At 73.4% G+C, this 24,443-nt stretch carries 21 protein-coding genes and 2 pseudogenes; 7 read left to right on the forward strand and 16 right to left on the reverse strand.

Going from position 1 to position 24,443, the window contains the following annotated elements; translation table 11 throughout:
- Window positions 1-158: 158 nt before the first annotated feature.
- Window positions 159-1,922 carry an LCP family protein gene (locus AC07CM_RS27300; protein WP_478879075.1) on the reverse strand — a complete coding sequence of 588 codons (1,764 nt, stop codon included), beginning with the start codon at window positions 1,920-1,922 and terminating at the stop codon, window positions 159-161.
- A 328-nt stretch (window positions 1,923-2,250) separates the two neighbouring features.
- Here AC07CM_RS27300 and AC07CM_RS27305 point away from each other — a divergent pair, with 328 nt between their 5' ends.
- The 3 genes from AC07CM_RS27305 (at window position 2,251) to AC07CM_RS27315 (ending at window position 4,852) form a co-directional block, all read left to right on the forward strand.
- Window positions 2,251-3,468 (forward strand): serine/threonine-protein kinase, encoded by a 1,218-nt coding sequence (locus AC07CM_RS27305; RefSeq protein ID WP_478879076.1) that lies wholly within the window; start codon window positions 2,251-2,253, stop codon window positions 3,466-3,468.
- A 96-nt stretch (window positions 3,469-3,564) separates the two neighbouring features.
- Window positions 3,565-4,305, forward strand: a complete 741-nt coding sequence (locus AC07CM_RS27310) for a VOC family protein (protein ID WP_478879077.1) — start codon at window positions 3,565-3,567, stop codon at window positions 4,303-4,305.
- A 133-nt stretch (window positions 4,306-4,438) separates the two neighbouring features.
- A complete protein-coding gene (locus AC07CM_RS27315) occupies window positions 4,439-4,852 on the forward strand; it encodes an SRPBCC family protein (RefSeq protein ID WP_478879078.1) in 414 nt (137 codons plus the stop codon).
- A 52-nt stretch (window positions 4,853-4,904) separates the two neighbouring features.
- Here the strand turns inward: AC07CM_RS27315 and AC07CM_RS27320 are convergent, their stop codons facing one another.
- The 6 genes and pseudogenes from AC07CM_RS27320 to AC07CM_RS27345 form a co-directional block, all read right to left on the reverse strand.
- On the reverse strand, window positions 4,905-5,759 hold the full coding sequence (locus AC07CM_RS27320; protein ID WP_478879079.1) for an oxygenase MpaB family protein: 855 nt from the start codon (window positions 5,757-5,759) through the stop codon (window positions 4,905-4,907).
- 47 nt (window positions 5,760-5,806) lie between these two features.
- Complete coding sequence (locus tag AC07CM_RS27325; protein WP_478879080.1) at window positions 5,807-6,295, reverse strand: MSMEG_6728 family protein; 489 nt, start codon at window positions 6,293-6,295, stop codon at window positions 5,807-5,809.
- Between the two features lie 37 nt (window positions 6,296-6,332).
- Complete coding sequence (locus tag AC07CM_RS27330; protein WP_478879081.1) at window positions 6,333-6,566, reverse strand: hypervirulence associated TUDOR domain-containing protein; 234 nt, start codon at window positions 6,564-6,566, stop codon at window positions 6,333-6,335.
- Between the two features lie 54 nt (window positions 6,567-6,620).
- Complete coding sequence (locus AC07CM_RS27335) at window positions 6,621-7,496, reverse strand: SDR family oxidoreductase (RefSeq protein ID WP_478879082.1); 876 nt, start codon at window positions 7,494-7,496, stop codon at window positions 6,621-6,623.
- The gene (locus AC07CM_RS27340) at window positions 7,478-7,684 is read right to left on the reverse strand and encodes a hypothetical protein (RefSeq protein WP_478879190.1); all 207 of its coding nucleotides are present in this window, start codon (window positions 7,682-7,684) and stop codon (window positions 7,478-7,480) included. The genes AC07CM_RS27335 and AC07CM_RS27340 overlap by 19 nt, the downstream gene beginning before the upstream one ends.
- A gap of 115 nt (window positions 7,685-7,799) precedes the next feature.
- Window positions 7,800-8,170, reverse strand: a pseudogene (locus AC07CM_RS27345) (NAD(P)/FAD-dependent oxidoreductase); the annotation flags it as partial.
- Between the two features lie 242 nt (window positions 8,171-8,412).
- Between AC07CM_RS27345 and AC07CM_RS27350 the strand changes: the two are divergent.
- The gene (locus tag AC07CM_RS27350) at window positions 8,413-8,637 is read left to right on the forward strand and encodes a hypothetical protein (RefSeq protein ID WP_478879083.1); all 225 of its coding nucleotides are present in this window, start codon (window positions 8,413-8,415) and stop codon (window positions 8,635-8,637) included.
- Window positions 8,638-8,673: 36 nt separating this feature from the next.
- Here the strand turns inward: AC07CM_RS27350 and AC07CM_RS27355 are convergent, their stop codons facing one another.
- Complete coding sequence (locus AC07CM_RS27355) at window positions 8,674-9,603, reverse strand: YegS/Rv2252/BmrU family lipid kinase (protein ID WP_478879084.1); 930 nt, start codon at window positions 9,601-9,603, stop codon at window positions 8,674-8,676.
- Between the two features lie 51 nt (window positions 9,604-9,654).
- Window positions 9,655-11,247 (reverse strand): FAD-binding oxidoreductase, encoded by a 1,593-nt coding sequence (locus AC07CM_RS27360; protein ID WP_478879085.1) that lies wholly within the window; start codon window positions 11,245-11,247, stop codon window positions 9,655-9,657.
- Between the two features lie 83 nt (window positions 11,248-11,330).
- Between AC07CM_RS27360 and AC07CM_RS27365 the strand changes: the two genes are divergently transcribed.
- Entirely contained in the window at window positions 11,331-11,939 is a 609-nt protein-coding gene (locus AC07CM_RS27365) for a TetR/AcrR family transcriptional regulator (protein WP_478879086.1), read from the forward strand.
- Complete coding sequence (locus AC07CM_RS27370; RefSeq protein WP_478879087.1) at window positions 11,936-13,519, forward strand: glycerol-3-phosphate dehydrogenase/oxidase; 1,584 nt, start codon at window positions 11,936-11,938, stop codon at window positions 13,517-13,519. Before AC07CM_RS27365 ends, AC07CM_RS27370 begins: the two co-directional genes overlap by 4 nt.
- A 6-nt stretch (window positions 13,520-13,525) precedes the next feature.
- Here the strand turns inward: AC07CM_RS27370 and AC07CM_RS27375 are convergent, their stop codons facing one another.
- Together AC07CM_RS27375 and AC07CM_RS27380 are read right to left on the reverse strand one after the other, a co-directional pair.
- On the reverse strand, window positions 13,526-14,884 hold the full coding sequence (locus AC07CM_RS27375; RefSeq protein WP_478879088.1) for a tannase/feruloyl esterase family alpha/beta hydrolase: 1,359 nt from the start codon (window positions 14,882-14,884) through the stop codon (window positions 13,526-13,528).
- Window positions 14,885-15,256: 372 nt separating this feature from the next.
- Window positions 15,257-16,026 (reverse strand): annotated as a pseudogene (locus tag AC07CM_RS27380) (SDR family NAD(P)-dependent oxidoreductase).
- A 1,104-nt stretch (window positions 16,027-17,130) separates the two neighbouring features.
- Here AC07CM_RS27380 and AC07CM_RS27385 point away from each other — a divergent pair.
- A complete protein-coding gene (locus AC07CM_RS27385) occupies window positions 17,131-18,483 on the forward strand; it encodes an FUSC family protein (RefSeq protein WP_478879187.1) in 1,353 nt (450 codons plus the stop codon).
- Window positions 18,484-18,526: 43 nt separating this feature from the next.
- Here the strand turns inward: AC07CM_RS27385 and AC07CM_RS27390 are convergent, their stop codons facing one another.
- The 5 genes from AC07CM_RS27390 to asnB form a co-directional block, all read right to left on the reverse strand.
- The gene (locus AC07CM_RS27390; RefSeq protein WP_478879089.1) at window positions 18,527-19,591 is read right to left on the reverse strand and encodes a YihY/virulence factor BrkB family protein; all 1,065 of its coding nucleotides are present in this window, start codon (window positions 19,589-19,591) and stop codon (window positions 18,527-18,529) included.
- A 40-nt stretch (window positions 19,592-19,631) separates the two neighbouring features.
- The gene (locus AC07CM_RS27395; RefSeq protein ID WP_478879090.1) at window positions 19,632-20,030 is read right to left on the reverse strand and encodes an ACT domain-containing protein; all 399 of its coding nucleotides are present in this window, start codon (window positions 20,028-20,030) and stop codon (window positions 19,632-19,634) included.
- 10 nt (window positions 20,031-20,040) lie between these two features.
- Complete coding sequence (locus AC07CM_RS27400; protein ID WP_478879091.1) at window positions 20,041-20,979, reverse strand: L-tyrosine/L-tryptophan isonitrile synthase family protein; 939 nt, start codon at window positions 20,977-20,979, stop codon at window positions 20,041-20,043.
- 394 nt (window positions 20,980-21,373) lie between these two features.
- The gene (locus AC07CM_RS27405) at window positions 21,374-22,603 is read right to left on the reverse strand and encodes a cytochrome P450 family protein (RefSeq protein ID WP_478879092.1); all 1,230 of its coding nucleotides are present in this window, start codon (window positions 22,601-22,603) and stop codon (window positions 21,374-21,376) included.
- Between the two features lie 9 nt (window positions 22,604-22,612).
- Window positions 22,613-24,439 carry an asparagine synthase (glutamine-hydrolyzing) gene (asnB, locus tag AC07CM_RS27410; protein WP_478879093.1) on the reverse strand — a complete coding sequence of 609 codons (1,827 nt, stop codon included), beginning with the start codon at window positions 24,437-24,439 and terminating at the stop codon, window positions 22,613-22,615.
- Window positions 24,440-24,443: the final 4 nt, after the last annotated feature.

The raw sequence follows: 24,443 nt of genomic DNA on the forward strand, positions 1-24,443 counted from the left end.
GCCGCCGGCTCGCTGCCAACGATCCCGCAAGTCGGTTACACCGGACCGAGTAGCCACACTCACGTTCGCACACGCGAGTACCCGGGGCATCCGCGAGCAGTCGAGTCGCGGTGCCGCGGCCGTCGCGCCGGCCGGTTGCCGTTCAGTCCGGTGGCCGTTCAGTCGTCCGAGTCGGGCTTGCCGCGCGCCGCCGCGTACGCCTGGGCCGGCGTCATGGCGACGCCGTTGAGGCTGACCGTCTTGTAGGGGCTGACCTTGGCGCAGGTCCTTGCCTGGTCGGCGGTCTGTGCGTGGGCGTTGGAGACCGCGGCCTTCGTGTCGGCCGGGGTCGGCGAGACCGTGCCACCGGAGTACGTGGTGCCGCTCTGCCAGTCGCCGCCGATCACCAGGGTGAGGCCGCTGCCGGCACCCTGCTTCAGGTGCGCGGCGGACAGGCCGAGCGCCTTGGCCACGGTCTTGGCCTCGGCCTTCTGCCCGGTGCCGTAGGTGAGCGTGGTGGTGGTCGCGGGGCTCGGGGCGTTGGCCGTGGTCGTGCCGGAACTGAAGCCCTTGTCGGTGAGCGCGGTGGCGACGGCGAGGGCCCGGCCGGTGATGGCGGTGCCGTTCTCGACCGTCACGGCGATCCGCGAGGCGGGCACGGCCGACGCGGTGGCCGTGGCCTTCGAGGTCGCGGTGGCCGCCGCCGACTTCTTGCCCGAACCCGTGGTCAGCGACTGGTCGTTGGCGATGGACGCGAACAGGCTCTTGGCGCCCGCGGCCACCACGACTCGGTTGTCGTCGTTCGGGTCCGCGCCGGTCTGCATCGTGGTGAAGGTCATCCGCTTCGTGGGCACCTTGTTCAGATCGTCCGCGAGCGCGATCAGCCTCTTCACGCTGCCCAGGCCGTCGTCCACGGTCAGCGCCTTGGTGGCGGCGTCCGCGAGACGGTAGACCGCGGTGGGATCGGTGAGCGTCCCCGCACTCTTGAACTTGCGGATCATCGCGCTGAGGAAGATGTGCTGGGAGACGGTACGGCCGAGGTCACTGCCGTCGCCGAAGCCGTGCCGGGAGCGCACGAACTCCAGGGCCGCCACGCCCTTGAGGGTGTGGGCGCCCTTGGACAGCTTCAGGTGCGAGTAGGTGTCGTACACGTCGTCGCTGACGCACACGGAGACGCCGCCGACCGCGTCGGACATCTTGACCACGCCCGAGAAGTCGAGCTTGACGAAGTGGTCGACGGGGATGCCGGTGAGCTGGTGGACGGTGGCCACCTGACAGGCCGGGCCGTACTGCAGCGCGCTGTTGATCTGGCCGTAGTAGCCGGAGGTGGACTGGCCGCTCGCGCTGTCCTTGCAGGCCGGGACCCGTGTCATGGTGTCGCGGGGGATGCTCATCACGGTGGCGTTCGAGCGGTCGGCGGATATGTGCACCACCATCTGCACGTCCGCGTTGCTGCCGGTCTGCACGCCGGTCCTGGAGCAGCCGCCGCCGAGCTTGCAGTCCGACTTGCTGGTGCGGCCGTCCGATCCCATCACCAGGATGTTGATCGGGGTCCGGCCGAAGGCGTCGGCCTTCTCCGTGCCGCCCTTGCCGTCGAGCGAGACGCTCTGGAGGTTGCCGTTCAGGTGCTGGTAGAACCACCAGCCGACGCCCGCCGTGACCACGACGATCAGGGACAGGCTGATCGCGAGGATCTTCAGCAGCCGCCTGCCGCGGCCCGCCGGGCGGGCCCGGCGCCTCGACCGCGTGCCGCCGCGCGAGCGGGAGGCGGCCCGGGCCGCGGCCCTGGCACCCGTGGGGCGCGGTCCGTCGGGGCCGGTGGGGCGTGATCCGTCGGGGCCCGTGGGGCGCGGTCGGCCGGGATCGGCCGCACGCTGTCCGGGCACCCGGGCCGTACGGCTGCGAGTGGCCTGGCCGCCCGGGCCGTCCCACGGGTCGCTCATCTCCCACTCCCACGAACGGTCGGGCGCGGCAGACCGGGCCGTCGGGGTGTGCGGCCGGGCATGCACAGCGGTATGCGGACGGCCCGCGAAGCGCGGGCCTCACCTGGGTTGCGTAGTTGCGCAATCTAACAAACCCATGGCCCGAACAGCACGGATCCTGTGGGAATTCACAGGTGAGCGATCTCATGGAACTGAAGCGGCGCCGCAATGGCCGTACGAAGGGCCAGGGCCGCCACGTAAGATGATCTTGACTTTACAACTCCACATATGTGCCCGAATTCTTGACAGTTGGGCCAGAGCGTGCAGGTCTGTCACAAAGAGCGAAGGGATGCGGGTGGGACTGCTTCTGGCGGATCGCTACCACTTGGACGAGCCTCTGGGGCGCGGCGCCATGGGAGAGGTCTGGCGGGCCACGGACCGCACCCTCGACCGTGCGGTGGCGGTGAAACTCCTGCACACGGAAGAGGCGGCGGACACCGAGCGCTTCCGCCTCGAGGCCCAGACGGCGGGGCGGCTCAACCACCCGCATGTGGTGGGTGTGTACGACTTCGGTGCCCACCACCGCCGCCTCTACCTGGTCATGGAGCTCATCGACGGCTGGACGCTGGCCCAGGAGCGCTCCCTGCGCGGCGCGCTGCCCCCGCACGAGGCCGCACTCGTCGCGGCGCAGATGGCGGCGGGGCTGTGCGCGGCGCACGGTCGGGGCGTGGTCCACCGGGACGTCAAGCCGGCCAACGTGATGCTGACCTCCGACCGCACCGTGAAGATCACGGACTTCGGCATCGCCCGCTTCGCCGACGACGCCGGCACCCTCACGGCCACCGGGAAGATCCTCGGCACCGCCGACTACCTGGCTCCCGAGCGGGCCCTCGGGCGGCCCGCCCGGCCGGCCTCCGACGTCTACGCGCTCGGCTGTGTGCTGTACGAACTCCTGACCGGCCGGCCGCCGTTCCGCGGCGCGACCGGTCTGGCGGTGGTGCAGCAGCACGTCGACGCCGCCCCCGTGCCGCCCACCCACCTCCGGTCCGGGATTCCGGGCCCGCTGGCCGAGTACGTTCTCGGTCTGCTGGCCAAGGATCCCGCGCACCGGCCGACCGCGGAGCAGGCGGCCGCCTGGCTGACGGCGAACCGGTACGAGCAGCGGCCCGCACAACCCGCCGCCGCGCCGGCCGCGCCCGCGCCATCCCCGCCCCACCGCACCCGAACCGCATGCTCCCACGCTGCACGCTCCCGCTCCGGCGACCGGCGCGGCCGGGTCGCACAGGCCGTGCTGGGCGGCGCGGGAGTGCTGCTGTTCGCTGCCGCCGTGGCGGTGGGCGCCACCCTGAACTCCGAGGCCGGCTCCCCGCCGTCCCCCACGCCCTCGGGCTCCGCCCCGGCGAGCGGGACGCCCCTGGCCGAGGTCCCGTCGCCGGCGGCCTCACCCTCCGTCGCCGCCACACCGTCGACCGGTGACGCGGAAAAGCAGGAGAGGTCTCCCCACGCGGGACGGGGCAGGGACGAGAGGGGCCGCCACGGACGACACGGAGAGGATGAAGACGACTGAGCCCCGGAGCCGGCCCCGGCCCCGGCCGGAGTCGATCCCTGTTCGGCGACGGGATCTGCGCATGTCGTGGCAGAGCGGGCTCGTAGGATCGCCGGCATGGCACTGCGACCTGTTCAGGTGAACATCAAGGCTCTTGATTGCTCCGCGGTCGGCCGGTTCTGGGCGGAGGCGCTCGGCTGGAGTGCCTACAGCCCCGGCGTGACCACCTACGTCGGACCCGCCGGCGGTCCCGTCTGGCCTGACCCGGTCGCCGTCTGCATCGACGTCGTTCCCGTCCCGGAACCCAGGACGCCGGCGAAGAACCGTCTGCACCTCGATCTCGCCACCGCCTCCGCGGCCCATCAGGCGGAGCTGGTCGCGCGCCTTCAGGCTCTCGGTGCGAGGCCCGCCCAGGTGGGCCAGGGCGAAGTGCCGTGGACGGTCCTCGCCGACCCCGAGGGCAACGAGTTCTGCGTGCTGGAGCCTCGGGAGATCTACCGGGACACCGGGCCGATCGCCGCGGTGGTGGCCGACTGCGCGGATCCGCGGGCCATGGCCCGGTTCTGGGGTGAGGCGATGGACTGGACCCTGCACGAGGTGACCGACGATCAAGCGGTGTTGCGCTCCGCCAAGGGTGCCGGCCCGTTTCTCGAGTTCCTCCGCACGCCCGACGTGAAGACCGTGCCGGACCGGGTCCACCTCGACCTGCTGCCGTACCCCGGTGACGACAAAGCAGCGGAGGTGACCCGGTTGCGGGCCCTCGGCGCCACCGACCTCGACCTCGGCCAGGGCGACGTCCCGTGGTCGTGCCTGACCGACCCGGAAGGCCATGAGTTCTGCGTCCTCGCCCCGTCCTGACACGGAGCCTGTGGCGTTGTCCGCGGCACCGGGCAGGGCTCCTCGCTGAACGACTCGGCGGCCCGGCTTTTCGTCCGGAGCAGAAGGGGCACGCGGTCCGGGTACGGATTCCGACCGGAGGGGCGGTGCCGCGATGGCCGAGTACGAACGTTCCCGCACGATGCCCGCACAGCCCGAGCACGTCTTCGATCAGGCGGCCAACATCAACCAGCTCGACGCCTGGCTGCCGGACGCCCTGCACGTCCAGGCCGAGGATCCGCCGGCCGTCACCGTCCACGAGGACGACACGGACCAGGACACCGCGGCCCTGATGCGCGCCGAGAACGACCGGATGCGGATGGAGTGGGGCACCCGCGAGCAGGGAAGCTACGCGGGCTGGCTGCAGGTCGCGGGGATCGGCAGCGGTGCCAGCGAGGTGACCGTGCACCTGTCCTTCTTCGACGAGAGCCACGACCCGGGCGAGCAGAAGGTGTGCGACGCCCTCGACGACAGCCTGCGACGCCTGGAGGAGCAGGTGCGGCTGCGCGCCGAGAACACGGGCGGCTGAAGTGCCGGGGCGCGCGGGCGCCCTCCTGTGAGCCGTTGTCCGCCCTCGGTCCTCAGCCTCCGTTCGGCGGCGGGCTCATCGCCCAGCGGATGGTTCCGACGAGCAGGTGACCCGCTGGGCGGACCGTGAGGTCCTCGACCAGCGGGACTCGGGGCAGCCGCAGCAGGCTCCGGGCCCAGGACGGCAGCAGCGTCACCGCGGCCGCGGCCAGGGCGCCGTACAGAGGACGGACCGGGAGCGGCAGCGGTGGTTCGAGAAGCAGGAAGCGTGCCGCGGCCCGGGCCTCGGGGGTGGATCTCAGTTCGGGCCGGTACGCGGCCAGCCGCTCGGACAGGGCGCGGCGGTCGCGCGGCGGATCGGTCACCCCCAAGGCCTCGGCGACCCGCGCGGTGTCGGCGACGTAGGCGTCGTAGCCTGCGGGGTCCAGCGGGCGGGCGCCGTAGCGCTCGTGGGCGCGCAGGAAGCACTCCGTCTCGGCCGCGTGCACCCAGCCGAGCAGGTGCGGGTCGGCCGCGTGATAGGGCTCGCCCTCCGGAGTGCTCCCGCGCACCTTCTCGTGAATGCCACGGACGTGCTCCACGGCCGCCTGCGCGTCGGCCGCCGTGCCGTAGGTCGTCACCGCCAGGAAGGTGCTGGTGCGCTGCAGCCGTCCCCACGGGTCCCCGCGGTAACCGGAGTGCGCGGCCACGGCCGCCATGGCGTGGGGATGCAGGGACTGCAGCAGCAGGACGCTCACCCCGCCGACGAACATGGCGGCGTCGCCGTGGACGACGCGGATGGCACGGTCGGGCCCGAACCACCGTGTGCCGGGCGTCTCGTGTATCCGCGCACGAACGGACCGTCCGTCGGGGCCCGCCACGCGGCGGAAGAGCAGCGCGCCCAGGCGAGCTCGTACGTCCGGCAGCACGGCGGTCTCCCGTCCCTCGCTCCACCCGTCTCTCGCTCCACCCGCTTTCACCGGCGGGCGGACACGTCGTCTCGTGCCCGGTCGGACTCGGGCCACACATAGGGCAGGTCGTCGGGCGTGCCCGGGAAGGCGTCGGCGTAGGCGTCGCGGTCCTTTCGGACGAGCGCGGACCGGTGGCTGAGGTGGAAGGCCTCGTCACCGAGCCAGGGCGGCAGTTCCCCGGCGGCCGCGAGGTCGGGCTGGTCGCGCACCGGGGCGCCCGGGTGCACCCCGGCGAAACCGGCGACGAGCGAGGCGGCGCAGCTGTCCTGGTGCCCCCGCTCCCGCCAGACCCGGCAGATCTCCAGGCCGTAGCGGACGAGCGCCTCCTCGTACCCGGTCCACATGCGCACGGCGGGGTGCCGGCGCCACCCGTAGCCCGGGACGGTCAGTCCGCGCAGGACCTGGAGCGCCTCGACCCGCTGTTCGCCGAGGCGGCGGCGGTCCAGGAGCAGGGCGGAGCGGTGGAAGTCGGGATCCGGCAGGAACGTCTGCATGGCGGCCGTCCTCGAGTGGTGCGTGCGCCGTCTCCGCTCACTTCTTGCGCAGGGCGGACGGTTTGTGGACCGCCGGCCTGCCGGACTTCGCGCTGCGGACCTCGTACTGCGGGTCGTCGGGCCCGGCGTCCACGGTGCGTCCGGCGGCCTTCGTACGCTTGGTGATCTTCCGCTCGACATGTCCCTCGGCGGTGGATCCATGGCTCTTCCAGGTCACCGCGTCGCCCTTGGACAACTGCTTGCCGGAACCGCCTCGCTCCTTCTTGGCCATGATCATCGATTCCTTCTTCCGGATGTCGTAAGGCTGTCCTGCCGCACTGGTGGATCAGCCCCCGGTCACCACCCGGTCGGCCTCGCCCCCGGCGCCCAGCAGGCCGGTGTGGACGAACGGATCCTCGGCCTGGAGGCGGGGCAGTTCGCGGCGGGCCACCCGCAGGACCACGGCGGGCAGCGCCGGGCGGACCGGCTGGACCAGCCGCAGCCAGGCGGGCGCGTACACGGCGGTGCGCCGGCGTTCCAGGCCACGGACGACTCGGGCGGCGACCGCTTCGACCGGGTGGACCCGCCGGGCCGGCGGGGGCATGTGGAGGCGGAGTTCCCGCAGGACGGCGTACTGGTCGGCGTCGCGCACCATGTCGGTGTCCGTCCAGTTGAGGTAGGCGATGCCCACACCGACGCGTTGGTGAGCCACTTCGGCCCGCAGTGCGTGCGCGAAGGCCTCCACACCCGCCTTGGAGGCGCAGTAGGCGCTCATCAGGGGTGCCGCGCCGATGGAGGCCAGGGAGGCGATCTGCAGGTAGTAGCCGGCCGTCTCGACCAGATCCGGCAGGAAGGCCCGGGCCGTCTGGGCGCTGCCGGTGAGGTTGACGTCGATCACGCGGCGCCAGGCCGTAGGGTCCGAGGAGGCGAACGGACCGCCCTCGGCGATTCCGGCGTTCGCGACGACGACGGAGGGGCGTCCCAGACGTCGGCGCACCTCGCACGCGGCGCTCTGCAGCGCCGGCACGTCGGTGACGTCGACCCCGATCGCCAGGGCCGGTGCCGGGACGCGGGCGGCGACCTCCTCCAGCAGGTCCTGCTCGTGGCCCAGCAGCGCCGGTCGGCCCCCTCGCCGGGCGATCTCGTACGCGAGCGCGGCACCCACTCCCCGTGCGGCACCGGTCACCACGACCGTCCGGCCTTTCAGAGGGCTGCTTCGCACCGGGTCCTCCCTTCTTCGGGCGGTGAGTCGGCGCCGCCGGTCAGCTGGTGGAAGTCGTGGCGGCGGCCGCGTGCCCGTTCGGTCGTCTCCAGCGCCCTGGACAGTGATCCGAGGGCCTCGACGGTCTTGCCGTCGACACGCTCGGGGCGCCGGTGCCGGTGGTCGGGGCCGTCCTGGTGGTCGCTCATGCCGCTCCCCGGCCTGTTCCCGGTTTGGCCTCTTCTCGGTTTCCGGGTCCCTTTTCGTTCCCGGTCTCTTCTCGATTCGCCGGGTGGCCGGATGCAGTCGGTGCCCGGACGGGGGTCAGCGCCTGCGGCCGGTCCGGTCGCGGCGGGCGAGGACGCGCTGGGCGCGAGCCAGGACGGGGACCAGGTGCCCGCGCCGCGCGGCCCGCGCGGCGTTCGCACCGGGTACACCGTGCGCACCGCCGCCGGGGTGGGCGCCGGCGGAGGCCGGGAAGAGGCCCGGCACGGGGGTATCGGGGCGTCCGGTTCCCGGTACCGGGCGGAATTCGAGCTGCTGGTGAACGGCGGCCGTGCCGCCGTTGCCGGCGCCGTCGAGGAGGTTGCCGTCGAGCGCCTGCGGAGTGGGGGCGCGAGGATGCGCCAGGCGCGGATACGGGACCGGGAACCGGGCGCGAAGTGTTCGACCTGGCGTTCTACGCGGTCCGCCTCCTCGACGCGCCGTCCGCAGCTGAGCCCTCCCCCACGCGTGGACAGACGCCGGATCAGCGGCCCTGGCCAGGGCGCCGGAACCGCCGACCCGCCCTCGCGGGGGCTCTGTCCGCTCTGCCGTCACCGCCGAGTGCCCGGGCGGCACCGGCCCGACCACGCGGCGGATCGTCCGGCGGGCGTCGGGGAGGGGCGGCGCGCCCCTCTCGGATGCGCCGCCGCCCGATTCGGCCGACCCTGGAGCCATGACCGGCAAGCGCCCCGTGATCGTGCAACTGCCGTCCCCGACCGGTGGCCGGCGGGTGCGGGTGGACGGCGAGATCCTCGGTCTGGCCCACAGCGTGCGTGACCTGGTCGAGTTCCTGCGCCGGGCCGGGCTGGAGATCGAGCCGGAGGACGTGGCCGACTCACCGCTCATCGACTGGCGCGGTGTGGGACCCGACCGGTGGGAGGCGGAGACGCGGACCTGACGGAGCGGTCCGCGTCGCGACGGCCGTCCGGTGGTGTCAGCTCTCGCGCCCCCCGTGCTGTTCGCCGGGGCCGGCCGCGGCCGGACGGCACAGCACGGGCAGGTCGGCGGGCCGCACCCGGACCGTCACCGGCAAGGTGGCCTCCACCTCGCCGTCGGCTCCGTAGGGGACGGGGCGGGAGGCCTCGATGCGGAGTTCCTTGCCGCGCAGGATCCGTACTTCGGGGCGGTGCACGTGGGCGCCCGTCTTCAGCTCGTTCATCAGGGCGAAGAACAGCCGGCGCGGCGCCTCGCGGATCATGACGACGTCGAGGAGTCCGTCGTCGACCCGTGCACCGGGGGCGATCTGCCGACCGGAGCCGTAGTAGGGGGAGTTGGCGGCCACGACGGTGTAGCCGCGGTGGGTGTGTTCCTCGCCGTCGACGGTCACGCGGTAGTCCGCCGGCCGCCACGTGGTCACGGCGCGCAGGCCGCCCGCGTAGTAGGAGGCGGCGCCGCGCAGCAGCCGGGCGTGGTTGGCGTGCCGGTTGGCGAGGGCGTCGACCCCGGCGTACACGCTGCCCAGGACCACGGTGCGCCGGTGGACGGCCGATTCGACCTCGATGGTGTCGACGAGCCGGGGCTCCGCGTGCAGCAGGATGTCGGCGAGTGCGGCGGGGTCGCCGGGCAGGTCCAGGGCGCGGGCGAAGTCGTTGCCCCGTCCGGCGGGCACCAGGCCGAGGACGGTGCCGGTGCCGCTGAGCGCTCCGCCGACGCCGCCGGCCATGCCGTCGCCGCCCACCGCCAGGACCACCCGGCCGCGCTGCCCGGCCTGCCGGGCGATGTCCTGGGCGTGCGCGAGACTGCTGCTGTACTCCGTCTCGAGCTCGGCCCCGGCCTCGCGGAGCAGGCGGGCCACGTGGAGCAGCGTCGCCGCCCCGGTCGCGTCGCCCGCGGTCGGGTTGACGACGGCTGTGAACTGTCGCATCGGTGTGCCTCCGGGCGGTGACGGTTGGGGCGGGACGGCCGGGCGGGTGGGTCAGTCGGTGGGCAGCAGGACGCCGGGGTTGAGGACTCCGTCGGGGTCCAGCCGGCGCTTGACGGCGCGCAGGGCCTCGACGCCGAGCGGTCCGGCCTCCCTGACGTACCAGTCGCGGTGGTCGGTGCCCACCCCGTGGTGGTGGGTGATGGTTCCGCCGGCGGCGAGCACGGCGTCGTTGGCGGCGTGCTTGGCCGGTGTCCAGTGTGCGACGGGGTCCTCGCCCTGGGCACTGACGACGGTGAAGTAGAGCGAGGCGCCGTTCTCGTACACGTGGGAGATGTGGCACATCACCAACGGCGGGGTGCCGGCCCCGGTGAGGGTGTCGGTCAGGGCGGTGCGGACCGCGGTGTACAGGTCGGGGATGCGGGACCAGAAAGCGGCGGTCTCCAGCGTCTCGGCGAAGGCTCCCACGTCGAGCAGGGCGTCGCGCAGGTAGGGCGCGGAGTAGCGGCCGTGTGCCCAGCGTTCGCCGGGTTCGGCTCCGACCGGGGTGCCGCCGCAGGCGCTCAGTACGGCCGCCGCCTGCTCACGGCGCCACGCGGTGTCCTCGGCCGTGCCCTCGTAGCCGGTGATCGCCAGGCATCCGGCGGCGCCCTGGGCCAGTCCGTCGCCGATGGCGTCCGGTTGGGCGAGGCCGATGAGGGTCTCGGTCTCGTCGGACAGACGCAGCACGGTCGGCCGGGGCCCGTCCTGGGCGAGCCGGCGCAGGGCGGCTGCTCCCTCCTCGAAGGAGGCGAACCGCCAGCCCTCGTAGAGGCGCACCTCGGGCAGGGGGCGGATCCGTACGGTGACGGAGGTGATGACGCCGAAGGCGCCCTCGGATCCGAGGATCAGCTGGCGCAGGTCGGGTCCCGCGGCGGAGCGCGGGGCGCGGCCCGTGTCGATGGTTCCCTCGGGGGTGGCGAGGGTGAGGCCGAGCACCATCTCGTCGAAGCGGCCGTATCCGGCGGAGGCCTGTCCGCTGGAGCGGGCGGCGGCGAAGCCTCCGATGGTGGCCCACTCGAAGGACTGCGGGAAGTGGCCGAGGGTGAAGCCCTGTTCGGCGAGCAGGGCCTCGGCGTCGGGGGCGCGCAGTCCGGGCTGGAGGACCGCGGTGCGGGAGACCGGGTCGAGGTGGAGCAGGCCGTTCATGCGACGCAGGTCCAGGGCGACGAAGGCGCGCCGCTCGGGGGCGAGTCCGCCCACGACGGAGGTGCCGCCGCCGAAGGGGACAACGGCCAGGCCGTGGGCCGCGCAGGCCTTCAGCACGGCGAGGACGTCGTCGTGGGTGGCGGGCAGGACCACTGCCTGCGGCACGTCGGAGGCGTCACCGGCGCGCAGGCGCAGCAGGTCGGGGGTGGACTTGCCGCGGGTGTGCCGGATGCGGCTCTCGGCGTCCGTACGGACGCTTTCGTCGCCGCCGACGGCCTGGGCGAGGGCCTTCAGGGCCGCCGGGTCGGCCGTGGGCTCGGGCAGACGGACGTCCTCCAGGGCGAGCGCCGGCGCGGTGCGGGGTTTGACGCCGAGCAGGTCGCGCAGCAGTCCGGTCACCGCGTCGGGCAGCGGTGCCGCCTTGGCCGGGTCGCCCCAGCCGTTCCACAGCATGTCCATCGAAGGGTCGTCCTCACAGGTCGGTGTGCTCGGTTCGCGCGGCGTCGTCTCCGCCCGGCCCCCGGGGCGTTACACTGTGACACATGACGCCTATTCGTCACAACGGCCCAGACGGTTCCGGCAACGATCACGTACTCGACGCGGTGCGCGACTGTGTGCTGGCCGTCGGGGTCCGCCGCACCACGCTCGCCGACGTGGCCCGCCGCGCCGGCGTCTCCCGGATGACGCTGTACCGGCGCTGGCCCGACCTGCGCACCCTCGTGGGCGATCTGATGACCCGTGAGTGGATCGGCGTGGCCACCCGCGCGATACCGGAGCCCACGACCGGCACGGACACGCGCACCCGGCTCGTGGCGGGGCTGGTGGCGGGGGTGGAGGCGTTCCGCGCCCACCCGCTCTTCCACAAGATCGTCGACGTCGATCCCGAACTGCTGCTGCCCTACATGCTCGACCGGCGCGGAGCGAGCCAGGAGGCGCTGCTGGCGCTGCTGGCCGACGCGCTGCGCGAGGGGCACGCGGACGGCTCGGTGCGCACCGCCCACACCGAGCGGCAGGCCCGCGCCCTGCTGCTGATCGTGCAGTCCTTCACCCTGTCCCTGCGCACGATGACCGACGAGGACGACCCCGAGCTGGACTCCCCGGCCTTCCTCGGCGAGCTGCGCACCCTTCTGGAGAGGACCCTGACGCCATGAGCCACACCGAGGCACTACCCGGCTCGTCCCTCAGCGCGGGTCGCCGCACCCGGGAACTGGCCGAGGCCACGGACGGCAGGGTGGCCGACGTCCTGGTCGTCGGCCTCGGCGCCACCGGTGCCGGGGCCGCCCTGGACGCGGCCGCCCGCGGCCTGGACGTCGTCGCCGTCGACGCCCACGACCTGGCCTTCGGCACCTCCCGCTGGAGTTCCAAGCTCATCCACGGAGGGCTGCGCTATCTCGCCTCGGCGCAGTTCGACGTCGCCCACGAGAGCGCGGTCGAACGCGGGGTGCTGATGACCCGCACCGCCCCGCACCTGGTGGCCGCGCAGCCGTTCGTGCTGCCCCTGACCCCGCTGGTGTCCCGGGCTCAGGCCTCGCTGGCCTGGGCCGGGTTCCGGGCCGGCGACATGCTGCGGCTGGCCGCGCGGACCCCGCGCCAGGTCCTGCCCGCCCCTCGCCGGCTGTCGGTGACGGAGGCCCGGCACCTGGCGCCCTCGGTGCGCGCAGGGGGGCTGCGTGGCGGTCTGCTGTCCTGGGACGGCCGGGTCACCGACGACGCCCGGCTGGTGACGGCCCTGGCGAGGACCGCCGCCGCGCACGGCGCCCGGGTGCTGACCCGGCTCCGGGTGCTGGAGCTGACGGGGACCGGTGCCCGCGTCCGTGACGAACTCACCGGCGAGGAGGGCGAGATCCGGGCCCGCGCCGTGATCAACGCCACCGGGGTGTGGGCGGGTGACCTCGTCGACGGCATACGCATACGGCCCTCGCGCGGCACGCATCTGGTCCTGCGCTCGGAGCGGCTCGGCACCCTGCCGGCCGGCCTGCACATCCCGATCCCGGGCGAGACCAACCGCTTCGTCCTGGTGCTGCCCCAGGGGGACGGCAGGGTCTACGTCGGCCTCACCGACGAACCGGTCGACGGGGCGATCCCCGACGTGCCGGAGGTCCCCGAGACCGACATCGGCTTCCTGCTGGACGTGCTCGGATCCGTCCTGGACGCACCGGTACGCCGGGACGAGGTCGTCGGCGCCTTCGCCGGGCTGCGCCCCCTGCTGGACACCACCGGGCACGACGGCCCGGGCGAGACGCCGGCCCGCACCTCCGACATCTCGCGCCGGCACGCGGTGCTGACCTCGCCCGACGGCGTCACCACCATCGTCGGGGGCAAGCTCACCACCTACCGGCGGATGGCGCAGGACGCCGTGGACGCCGCCGCCGAGGCCCGGGGCCTGGCCGCGCGCCCCTCCCCCACCGCCGACCTGCCGCTGGCCGGCGCCGCCGCACCCGACCGGCTGCGCACCCTGCCCGCGCCGCGCCGCCTGGTCCGCCGCCACGGCACCGAGGCCCCGGCCGTGCAGGCCCTGGCGGAGCGGGATCCGGCCCTCGCCGAGCCGGTCCTGCCGGGGCATCCGGTCTCCCGCGCCGAACTCCTGTGGGCCGCCCTGCACGAAGGCGCCCTCGACGCGGCGGACCTCCTGGACCGGCGCACCCGGATCGGTCTCGTCCCCGAGGACCGCGCCGAGGCGCTCGCCGTCGCCGAGGAGATCCTGGCGCGGGTGACCGCCGGCGCCCGCTGACGACGCTCAGGTCAGGGAGCCCGTGTTGACCAGATCACCGGAGAGCGGCCGGGGGACCGTGCCGCTCGCCGGGGGTTCCACGTGGCGCTCCACCCAAGCGGTCAGCGCGGTGAAGGCGGCCCGGTAGCAGGGCAGGATCGGCCGCAGCCGGTCCGGGTAGGTGTCGTAGAGGCTGTCGACGTGGGTGCCGCCCTCGATCCGGTAGTAGCGGTGCAGCCCGGACCGGCCCCGCTCGGCGATCATCCGCACGTAGGCGTCGGACTGGACGGCGATGGGCAGCAGCGCGTCCAGAGTGCCGTGCAGGGTGATCATCGGTTTGCCGATGCGGCCGGTGAGCGAGATCCGGGAGACCACGTCGTGGACCCGGCGTGGCCGTGCGGCGTAGTCGTACGCGGCGTCGGAGGGGCAGGGGGCGAGGATCTCCTCGGCGGTGGTGCCGGCCGAGGCGCCGGGGCAGGCCGGGTCGTAGCCGGGGTCGAGCTCGGCGCGGTAGGTCTTCTGTGTGAGGCCCCAGTACACCTTCTCGTGGTACGGCCACAGGAACTCCGAGCCGCGCGCGAAGCCAGCCGCGTACATGTCCTCGTCGTCGGCCCGCCCGAGCTGCCGGGCGACGGCGGTGGGCAGGAAGGTGAGCAGGTTCGGGCCGTCGGGCCGCCACAGCGGGCCCTCCCAGTCGACACCGCCGTCGTAGAGCTCCGGGTGGTTCTCCAGCTGCCAGCGGGTGAGGTAGCCGCTGTTGGAGATCCCTGTCATGTAGGTGCGGCGCGGGGCGTGTCCGTAGTGCTGCGCCACGACCGCCTTGGCCGCCCTGGTCAGCTGCGTGGTGCGCCGGTGCCATTCGAGGAGGGCGTCGCCGGGACGGTCGCCGTCGGTGTAGAAGTCCGGGCCGGTGTTGCCCTTGTCGGTGGCGGCGAACGCGTAGCCCTGGGCCAGCACCCAGTCGGAGACGAGGGTGTCCATCGAGTACTGCTTGCGGACGCCGGGGGCGCCGGTGACGACCAGCTTGCCGTTCCAGTGCTCGGGCAGCCGGATGACGAACTGGGCGTCGTGGTTCCAGCCGTGCAGGGTGTTGAGACGCGAGGAGCCGGGGAAGTAGCCGTCGATCTGCAGGCCGGGCACGCCGGTGGGGTTGCGGGTGCCCCGGGCGGCGAGTCCGGCCCAGTCCGCCGCATCGGTGTAGGGCGTGCCGGTGAGGGCGCTGGTCGTCAGGTCGTCGTGGCGGGAGATCTGCTGCAGTGCGGCACCGGGGACCGTGATCCGGCGCCGGCCGCGGGAACCGTCGGCCCGGGCCGCGGTCGCGGGCGTGACCGCCGTGGCTGCGAGCAGGGCGGCGGACAGGAGGGTGCTTCGTCGACTGGGGCGCATGACGCACATGGTTGGCCCCCGCTCGCCGCCACGGCCATGGGGGAGACCCATACTCCAACGGCATCCGCAGTGGCGCCGACACACATGCTGCCCCCGTCCAGGCACCGCCGGCCCTCAGGCCGGGAGGGTGCCGGGCACCTCGCCTTCGGTCACGGCCCCCACTTCTGCCTGGCCGCGCTGATGGCCCGGACGGAGGCCGAGGTCATGATCAGGGCCGTGCTCGACCGGTTCCCCGGCATCCGGCCGGCGGTGCCCGCCGACGAAGGTCGAGTTCCAGCGCGAGGGACTCATCCGCGGCCCGAGGACCCTTCCGGTCACCTGGTGGCGCGCGAACCGACCGACTGGCGTCAACAACGCTCGTGATCAATACACCTAGGGCAGGATCGAGTCGACGTACCCGCCGTCGACGCGCAGCGCTCCCCCGGTCGTGGCCGACGCCTGCTCGGAGCTGAGGTAGACGACCATGTGGGCGATCTCCTCGGGCTCGATCAGCCGCTGCAGCAGGGACTGCGGGCGGTGCCGGCGCATGAAGGCACGCTGGGCCTCGTCCCAGGGCAGGTCCCGGTCGACGAGTTCGTACACGAAGTCCTCGACCCCGCCCGTGTGGGTGGGCCCGGCGATGACGGAGTTCACCGTCACCCCGGTGCCCGCCGCCTTCTTGGCGAATCCGCGGCTCACCGCGAGCAGCGCGGTCTTCGACATCCCGTAGTGGATCATCTCCGCCGGGATGACCACCGCCGAGTCGCTGGCGACGTACTGCACGCGCCCCCAGCCGCGTTCGACCATGCCGGGCAGATACAGCCTGGTCATCCGTACGGCGGCCAGGACGTTGACCTCGAAGTAGCGCCGCCACTCCGCGTCGGTGATCTCCAACGGGTCGGCGGCACCGAAGATGCCGAGGTTGTTGACGAGGACGTCCACCTGCGGCAGTGCCCGCGCCATCCGTCCGCGGCCACCGGCACCAGCTCCGCTCCGGGCACCTCCTTCGCCGGCGCGGCGACGCTGTCGGCCACGCGCCGCTCGTCGCGTCCGTTGACCGCCACGCGTGCGCCGGCCCGGGCGAGGCCGGCCGCGACGGCGGCACCGATGCCCTGGGTCGAGCCGGTGACCAGGGCGGTGCGTCCTGTGAGATCGATGTGCATGGGTGAGCGAGTTCCCCTCCCCCGGGCCCGGATGCACGACGCCGGCCGGTCCGGTCCGTACGATCTCGACGCCCCGGAGGCGGGCGACGGATACTCGGTACATCGGTCGACGCACGGGCACTCCCGGACGGAAGGTCGCGGATGCGGGCAGCAGCTGGCTTCGCCCTGCTGGGGAGGATCCCGGCATGGCTGCGGGAGAACGACCCCGAGCTGGCCGCCACCCGCAGGGCGGCCCGCACCGCCCTGGTGATGCCGGCGCTGTTCGCCCTGTGCGGTCAGGTCTTCCGTTCACCGCCGATGGCGACGTACGCGGCGTTCGGCTCCTTCTCCATGCTGCTGCTGGTCGAGTTCACCGGGCCGATGGTGCAGCGGCTGCGCGCCCATCTGGGCCTCGCCGCGGCCTGGCTGGTGCTCATCTGTCTCGGCACCTTCGCGTCCCAAGCGAGCTGGCTGGCGATCGCCGCCACGGTCGTGGTCGTCTTCACCGTGCTGTTCTCGGGGGTCGTCAGCTCCGTGCTGGCCGGGGCGTCGACCGCGCTGCTGCTCGCCTTCGTACTGCCGGTGACCACGCCCGCGCCGCTGTCCCAGCTGCCCGAGCGGCTCGCCGGCGCGGGCCTCGCCTCCGCCGCCGCCCTGCTCGCCGTCTCGCTGCTGTGGCCCCGCCCCGCCGCGGATCCGCTGAGCGCGCCCGCCGCCGGGGTCTGCCGCGCAGCCGCGGCACAGCTGCGCGCCGACGCGTCCCGGCTGGGGGACGACGGCGACGCTCCGAGCGTCCACGCGTGCAAGGTGGCCGCCGACGGGACCGCCGCCGCCGCGGCCGCCCTGCGCAGCGCCTTCGAGAGGACCCCCTACCGGCCCACGGGACTGTCCAGCGGCTCGCGTGCCCTGGTACGGCTGGTCGACGAGCTGACCTGGCTCAGCACGATCGTCGCGGACAGCGCTCCCCCGCCGGACGGCCACCCGCGCTGCGATCCCGCGGCCCGCGCGGTACGGCTGCAGGCCGCGACGGTGCTGGAGCGGACCGCCGACCTGCTGGACGCGCCGCGCGCCTCTCCCGACGCGCTGCGCACGGAGACGGCACGGTTGCGCACGGCCCTCAACCGCATGGAACGCGGCGCCACCGCCCTGCTTCCGGTGCACCTGCCCGGTCCGAGCACGGAGCCGGAGGTCCGCGCCTTCATCGCGACCCTAGACCTGTCCTTCCGCGCCCAGGAACTGGGCTTCGCGACCCAACAGATCGCGGGCAACGTGGACCTGGCGGCAGCGGCGGAGCGACGCAGCTGGCCCGAGCGGCTGCTCGGTCTGGAACCGGGCGCGCCGGCGCAGCCGCTGGCCGCTGCGCGCGAGCGGGCCGTCGCCCACCTGCGGCCCGGCTCGGTGTGGCTGCACAACAGCCTCCGGGGCGCGGTCGGTCTGGGCATCGCGGTCACCCTGGTCGAACTGACCGGTGTTCAGCGCTCGTTCTGGGTGCTGCTCGGAACCCTGTCGGTGCTGCGTTCGAACGCCTTGAGCACCGGGCAGAACGCGGTGCGCGCGCTCGGCGGAACCCTCGTCGGATCCGTCATCGGCGCCGGGCTGCTGCAGCTCATCGGCCACCACGGAACCGCGCTGTGGTTCCTGCTGCCCGTCGCGGTGCTGATCGCCGGCATCGCACCGGCCGCCGTGTCCTTCGCCGCGGGTCAGGCGGCCTTCACCATCACGCTGGTGATCCTGTTCAACATCGGCCAGAACCCCGACTGGCACATCGTGCTGCTGCGGATCCAGGACATCGGCATCGGATGTGCCGTCAGCGTGCTCGTGGGTCTGTTCTTCTGGCCGCGTGGCGCCGCGGCCGCCATGGACCGGGCACTCGCCGACGCGTACACCGGCAGCGCCCGCTATCTGGCCGGCGCGGTCGAGTACGCCGTGGGCCGCTGCGGTGCCCGGCCCACGGCGGCGGACGCTCCGCTGGCGGAGGGGCGCGAGGCGGCCGCCGCCGCGCGCAGGCTGGACGACGCCTTCCGGAGCTTTCTGGCCGAACGCGGCGCCAAACCCGTTCCCCTGGCGAACCAGGCCACGCTGGTCACCGGCATCGTCGGCCTGCGGCTCGCCGCGGACGCGGTGCTCGGGCTGTGGCAGCGCGCGGCCGAGCTGCACTCGGGCACGGACCGCGCCGAGGCCCGACTGGTGCTGCTGGGCGCGGCGGGCCGGGTGTCCGGCTGGTACCGGGACCTGGCCGTGAGCCTCGCCGGTCACTCCGCCGTCCGGGAGCCGCTGCCGCGCAGTCCCGCTGCGGACGCGGTCCTGGTCGACTCGGTCCGTCACGACCTGCGCGACGAGAACGGACGGGCCTCCGACACGGCCGTACGCATCATCTGGACCGTCGACCACCTCAACGCTGCCCGGCGGCTCCAGCCGGACCTGGCCGCCGCCGCCCGGTCCGGCGACGGAACCGCGAGGCCGGCCGGCCCGTCGTGAGACCGCCGGCGCGGCCGGGCGTGGGCCGGCCGGCCCGGAGCGGTCACTCCTGGTCGAGGCGGCGCACGTCCTCCTCGTCCCAGGCGCGCGTGTCGCGCGGCTCGACGTACGGCTCCGCCTCGGCCGGATACCCGCCGGCGATCGCCCGCTGCCGCATGGTCTCCGCGTCGAACTCCAGACCCAGCAGGATCGCCAGGTTGCTGATCCACAGCCAGATGAGGAAGACGATGACGCCGGCCATGGTGCCGTAGGTCTTGTTGTAGGAGGCGAACCCGGCGACGTACAACGCGAATCCGGCCGATGCGATCATCCAGACCAGCAGGGCCAGGAAACTGCCCGCGGTGATCCAGCGGAAGCCCTTCACCTTGGCGTTCGGGGTGGCCCAGTACAGGATCCCGATCATCACCGTGACGAGCAGGACCAGGACCGGCCACTTCGCGATCCCCCACGCCGTCAGCGCGGCGTCCCCCATGCCGATCGCCTGCCCGGCCTGCCGCGCGATCCCGCCGGTGAACACCACGATCAGCGCGCTGATCACGGCGAGGACCATCAGCACGACCGTGACGCCGAGGCGCACCGGCAGGATCTTCCACACCGGGCGTCCCTCGGGGACGTCGTAGACCGCGTTGGCGGCGCGGATGAACGCGGCGACGTAGCCGGAGGCCGACCAGACCGCGAGCACGACACCGACGACGGCGAGGACCGAACCGGTGCCCGCGCTGCCCTGCAGCTGCTCCACCGCCCGGGTCAGGATGTCGCGGGCCGGTCCGGGCGCGAGGTGCTTGAGGTTGTTCAGCACCCTGTCCGTGGTGGACTTCCCGGTGATGCCCAGCAGGGACACCAGCACGAGCAGCGCCGGGAAGAGGGACAGCACGGTGTAGTAGGTCAGCGCCGCGGCCCGGTCGGTCAGCTCGTCCTTCTTGAACTCGCGCAGCGAGCCCTTGAGGATCTTGCCCCAGGCCTGTCTGGGCAGTTTGGTCGGCCCGTCGGGTGCCCGCCGCTCGACGTCGGGGCCGGGCCCCGCCTCCTCCGGCGCCGGTACCGCGCGCGCCTGCGCCTCGTCGCCGCCGTGGTGATCCTTGTGACCTGGAAGATGCAGCTTCGCCATGTCCGCCGGGTACCCCCGGTGGCGCGTCTCGTGCCCGGGCTCAGGCGGAGCGTCCCGACAGACCCTCCAGGACGGCCACCGCCCGGTCGGCGTGCTCGTACGGCACGAAGAGGTGGTCGTGATGGAATCCGGCCACGACGTTGCAGCTCAGGCCCGCGTCGGCGAGTTCCCGCGCGACCGCGGCGGTCAGCCCCACCGCCTCCAGAGCGGAGTGGACCCGCAGGGTGATCCAGCCGGCGACGTAGTCGTACGCCATCCCCGCCGCGTCCGCCTCCTCCATCCGGGCGACCACCGTCAGCCCCTCCCGCTCGGCGACCGTCACGACCGGGTCCACCCCGGAGGGCACGCTCCCCTCGACGGTGGTGAACACATAACGGCCGGGGTTCAGCTCCGGGCGCATGCCGCTCAGCAGTGTCCGCAAATCTCTCTCGCCAGTCATGATCGCCACGCTAGGGCAAGCGGGGCCGGCGCTGCTCGAAGTGACTCGGCCGGTCGCCGCGGTGGACCAGACGGCCCGCCCGCGCGGCCGCGGCGCGGGGCATGAGGGTCCAGCTGCCGTCGGTGCGGCGCAGGGCGGCCGAGTGCCAGGGGGTGGTCCAGGTGTCCGGGGCGTCGAGCAGCCGGATGCCGAACTTGGCGGCGCCGACGGGCTGGGGATGGATGGACAGACGCACCGCACGGGGGTGGTGTTCGGCGACCAGGGCACCCCAGGCACGGCTGCGCTGGATGACGCCGTAGGCACGTTGCCGGCACTCCCGCTGCAGGGCTGAGCGGGTGCCGGGGAAATCCGCCGTGTCCTCGACCAGGAAGCGGGTGATGCCACGGTAGAGGGCGCGGGTGGGTTCGTCGGACCGGACGAGCGCGCGCAGGGCCTCGACCGTCGGGGCGTACCGCTCGTGGACCCGGGTGCGTTGGGCGTCGTACGGAAGAGCGCCGAAGACATCGCGCAGGTCGAAGAAGGACAGCCTGTCGAGGGACAGGTCTCTCACCAGCAGGCGCAGTTCGTCGGCGTACGCGTCGACGTGCCCGTCGGGGACGCGGACGAGGTCGCCGAAGACATGGCCGTCGGAGCAGACGACCACCCGGGCGCCGGGCGGGTAGACCCGCTCGATGGCAGTGCACAGGGTGTTCAGGAAGCGCAGGGACAGGCGCTCCGCCTGGTCGGGCAGGTGGCTGAGGACCTTGGCCGGGTTCGGCGACTTGCAGGGGAAGCCCGGCAGGGTGAACTCGACGGGTGCGCCGTCGCGCACGAAGGCGGCGATCCGGCGCCGCTGGTGCGGGAACGCCCCGGCGGGGGCGGGAGCGTGGCCGGCCGTGCGGTGGTGGGGCAGCAGCAGGTTCAGGATCGCGGTGCTGGTACGGGTGGGCGGGGCGGTCGTCAGCAGCATGTGGTTCCTCCGTGAAGCGGGCGGGCGGGCGGGCATGGCGCCGTGGCGGTCGCCCGGCGCGGCGGTGGGTCGGGGGGGCGGCCCCGGGGGACCGTCAGGGCCGGGAATGGTGTCGGGCCCGGGTCCGGACGGCCGGATGGCCTGACGGCCTGACGGCCGGATGGCCGGATGGCCGGATGGCCGGATGGCCGGATGGCCGGATGGCCGGATGGCCGGATGGCCTGACGGCCTGACGGCCTGACGGCCTGACGGCCGGATGACCGGATGGCCGGATGGCCGGATGGCCTGACGGCCGGATGGCCTGACGGCCGGATGGCCGGATGGCCGGATGGCCTGACGGCCGGATGGCCTGACGGCCGGATGGCCTGACGGCCGGATGGCCTGACGGCCGGGGTCAGAGGCGTCGGTCGTAGCCGACGGGCAGATGGAGGGTGCCGCGGCCGAGGACGGCCGGGGTCCAGACGAGGTCCTCGTCCGCGACGGCGAGGCGCAGGCCGGGCAGCCGGGCGAGGAGGGTGCCGAGGGCGATGCCGAGTTCGGAACGGGCCAGGGCGGCGCCGGGGCAGAAGTGGATGCCGTGGCCGAAGGCGAGATGGGGATTGGGGTTGCGCTCGAGGTCGAGGGTGTCGGGGGCGGGGAAGCGGCGCGGGTCGCGGTTGGCGGCGCACAGGGAGACGATCACGGAGTCGCCGGCCGGAATCCTCGTGCCGTGCAGCTCGCTGTCCTGGCCGAAGAAGCGCCAGGTGGTCAGCTCGAAGGCGCTGTCGTAGCGCAGGAGTTCCTCGACCGCGCGGGGCAGCAGCTCCGGATCGCCACGCAGACGACCGAGCTGGTCGGGGTGGCGGAAGAGGGCGATCAGGGCGGTGGTGATCTGGTTGGTGACGGGTTCCTGGCCCGCGACGAGGAGCTGGAAGATCATCGAGTCCAGTTCCTCCTGGGAAAGTTCACGCCGGTCACGGGCCATGACCAGGCGGCCGAGCAGGTCGTCGTCGCCGTGCGCGCGCTTGTGGGCGACGACGTCGGCGATGTAGCTCTGCAGGCCGTGCAGTCTGGCCTCGTACGTCGGCCGTCCGGGGTCGGTCGGACCGACCGGCTGGACGACCTTGCCCCAGTCGCGGTCGAAGCGGTCCGCCAACTCCTTTGGCAGGCCGATGACTTCGGCGAGCACCCGGAAGGGGAAGAGGGCGGCGAAGCCGCCGACGAGGTCCACGGGACCGGTCTCGGGCAGTGCGTCCACGAGCACGTCCGCGAGTTCCTGGAACCGGGGGCGCAGGCTCTCGACGCGGCGCGGGGTGAAGGCGTCGGTGACCAGGCGGCGCATGCGGGTGTGCTTCGGCGGGTCCTGGTGGAGGAGGTGGACCTGAAGCTGTGAGTGCTGCGGCTCGGGCATGATCGAAGCGCGGGCACGCCAGCGGTCGTTGCCCCGCTCGTGGTCCTTGCCGAGGCGGTCGTCGTTGAGCGCGGTGTGCGCGGCGTCGTAACCGGTCACCAGCCAGGCCCGAACACCGCTGGGGAAGAGGACGCGGTGGACCGGGCCGGCCCCGCGCATGCGCTCGTAGAGGGGGTAGGGGTCGCTCTTGTAGGGGCAGCCCAGCAGTGGGACCGGTTCGGGGAGAGTCGTCATGAGGGCTCCTCAGAGGGCGAGTTCGGGACGGTGGTGGTCCAGCCAGAGGGCGAGGTCGACGACGCGCTCCAGCCGCAGCCGGTGGCCCCAGCGCAGCCGGTCCGGCGGGGTGTCGAGGCACGGCTTGATGCGGGTCTCGTCGGCGAGGGCGCGGACCTGCTCGGTGGCGAGCGCTTCGCGGGCCAGGTTCTGCAGGCCACGGTTGTAGTCGGGGTGGTGGGTGGCCGGGTAGTGGTTCTTGGGCCGGTGCAGTACGGAGTCGGGGGCGAGTCGGGCGCCCGCGGCGCGCAGCAGGCTCTTCTCCCTGCCGTCGAAGCTCTTCAGCGCCCACGGGACGGTGAAGGCGTACTCGACGAGTCGGTGGTCGCAGTACGGCACGCGCACCTCCAAGCCCTGGGCCATGCTCAACCGGTCTTTGCGGTGCAAGAGTTGGCGCAGCCAGCGGGTCAGAGACAGGTGCTGCAGCTCCCGCTGCCGGTGCTCGGCGGGCGTCTCGCCGTCCAGGTGGGGTACGGCGGCCAGGGCGGTGCGGTAGGTGTCGTCGTGGAACTCGGCGATGCGCAGGTCGAGTTCGGGGTTCAGCGGCATCGCGGCCTCGTCGCCCGTCACCAGCAGCCAGGGGAAGGTGCCGGCGGCCAGGGCCTCGGGGTTGTGGAACCAGGGGTAGCCGCCGAAGACCTCGTCGGCGGCCTCGCCGGACAGGGCGACGGTGGAGTGCCGGCGTATCTCGCCGAACAGCAGGTAGAGCGAGGTGTCCATGTCGCCGACGCCGATCGGCGAGTCCCGGGCGACCACCACCGCCGTGCGGTGCGCGGGGTCGAGGAGCGCGCGCGGGTCGAGGACGACCGTGCTGTGGTCGGTGCCGATGAAGGCGCCGGCCTCGACGGCGAACGGGGTGTCGTGGCCGGTGCGCAGGACGTCCCCGGTGAACCGCTCGGCCTGGTCGCTGTAGTCGACGGCGTGGGAGCGGATCCGTGCCTGCGGGCCCTCGCGCAGCCGGAGCGCGTCGGCGATCAGGGCGGTCAGGACGGTGGAGTCGATGCCTCCGGAGAGCAGGCTGCACAGCGGGACGTCGGCCTCCAGTTGACTCCGCGCGGCCGAGCCGACCAACTCGCGGATCCGCTCGACGGTGGTGGCCCGGTCGTCGGTGTGGGGCGCGGCCTCCAGCTGCCAGTAGCGGCGCTCGCGGATGCCGTCCCGGTCCAGGACGAGCAACCCGCCGGGCTCGACCTCACGTACGCCGGACCACAGCGTCGGTCCGGTGCCGAACACCAGGCTGTATGCCTCCCGCAGTCCGTCGGCGTCCACTCTGGGCCGGATCTCCGGGTGGGCGAAGAGCGCCTTCGGTTCGGAGGCGAAGGCCAGGCCACCGTCCACGGCGGCCCAGAACAGGGGCTTGACGCCGAGCCTGTCCCGCACGAGCAGCAGCCGCTGCTCGCGCTCGTCCCAGACGGCGAACGCGAACATGCCCTCCAGGTGCTCGGCCACCGCCTCGCCCCATTCGGCGTAGGCCCGCAGCACCACCTCGGTGTCGCTGCGGGTGCGGAAGAAGTGCCCTCTGCCGCGCAGCTCGGCGCGGAGCCGGTGGTGGTTGTAGACCTCGCCGCTGTAACCGAGCACGAGCGTCGGCTCGCCGGGGCGGTCGGTCATCGGCTGGACGCCGCCTTCGAGGTCGATGACGGCCAGCCGGCGGTGGCCGATCGCGGCACGCTCGCCGACCCGGACGCCTCCGGCGTCGGGACCGCGCGGTGCGAGGGCGGCGGTCATGGCCTCGATGACCGGGGTCCGGGTCCGGGCGTCGCCGTGGAAGGACGCCCAGCCGGTGATTCCGCACATGGGA

It is taken from the genome of Streptomyces sp. NPDC044061, assembly GCF_056434305.1.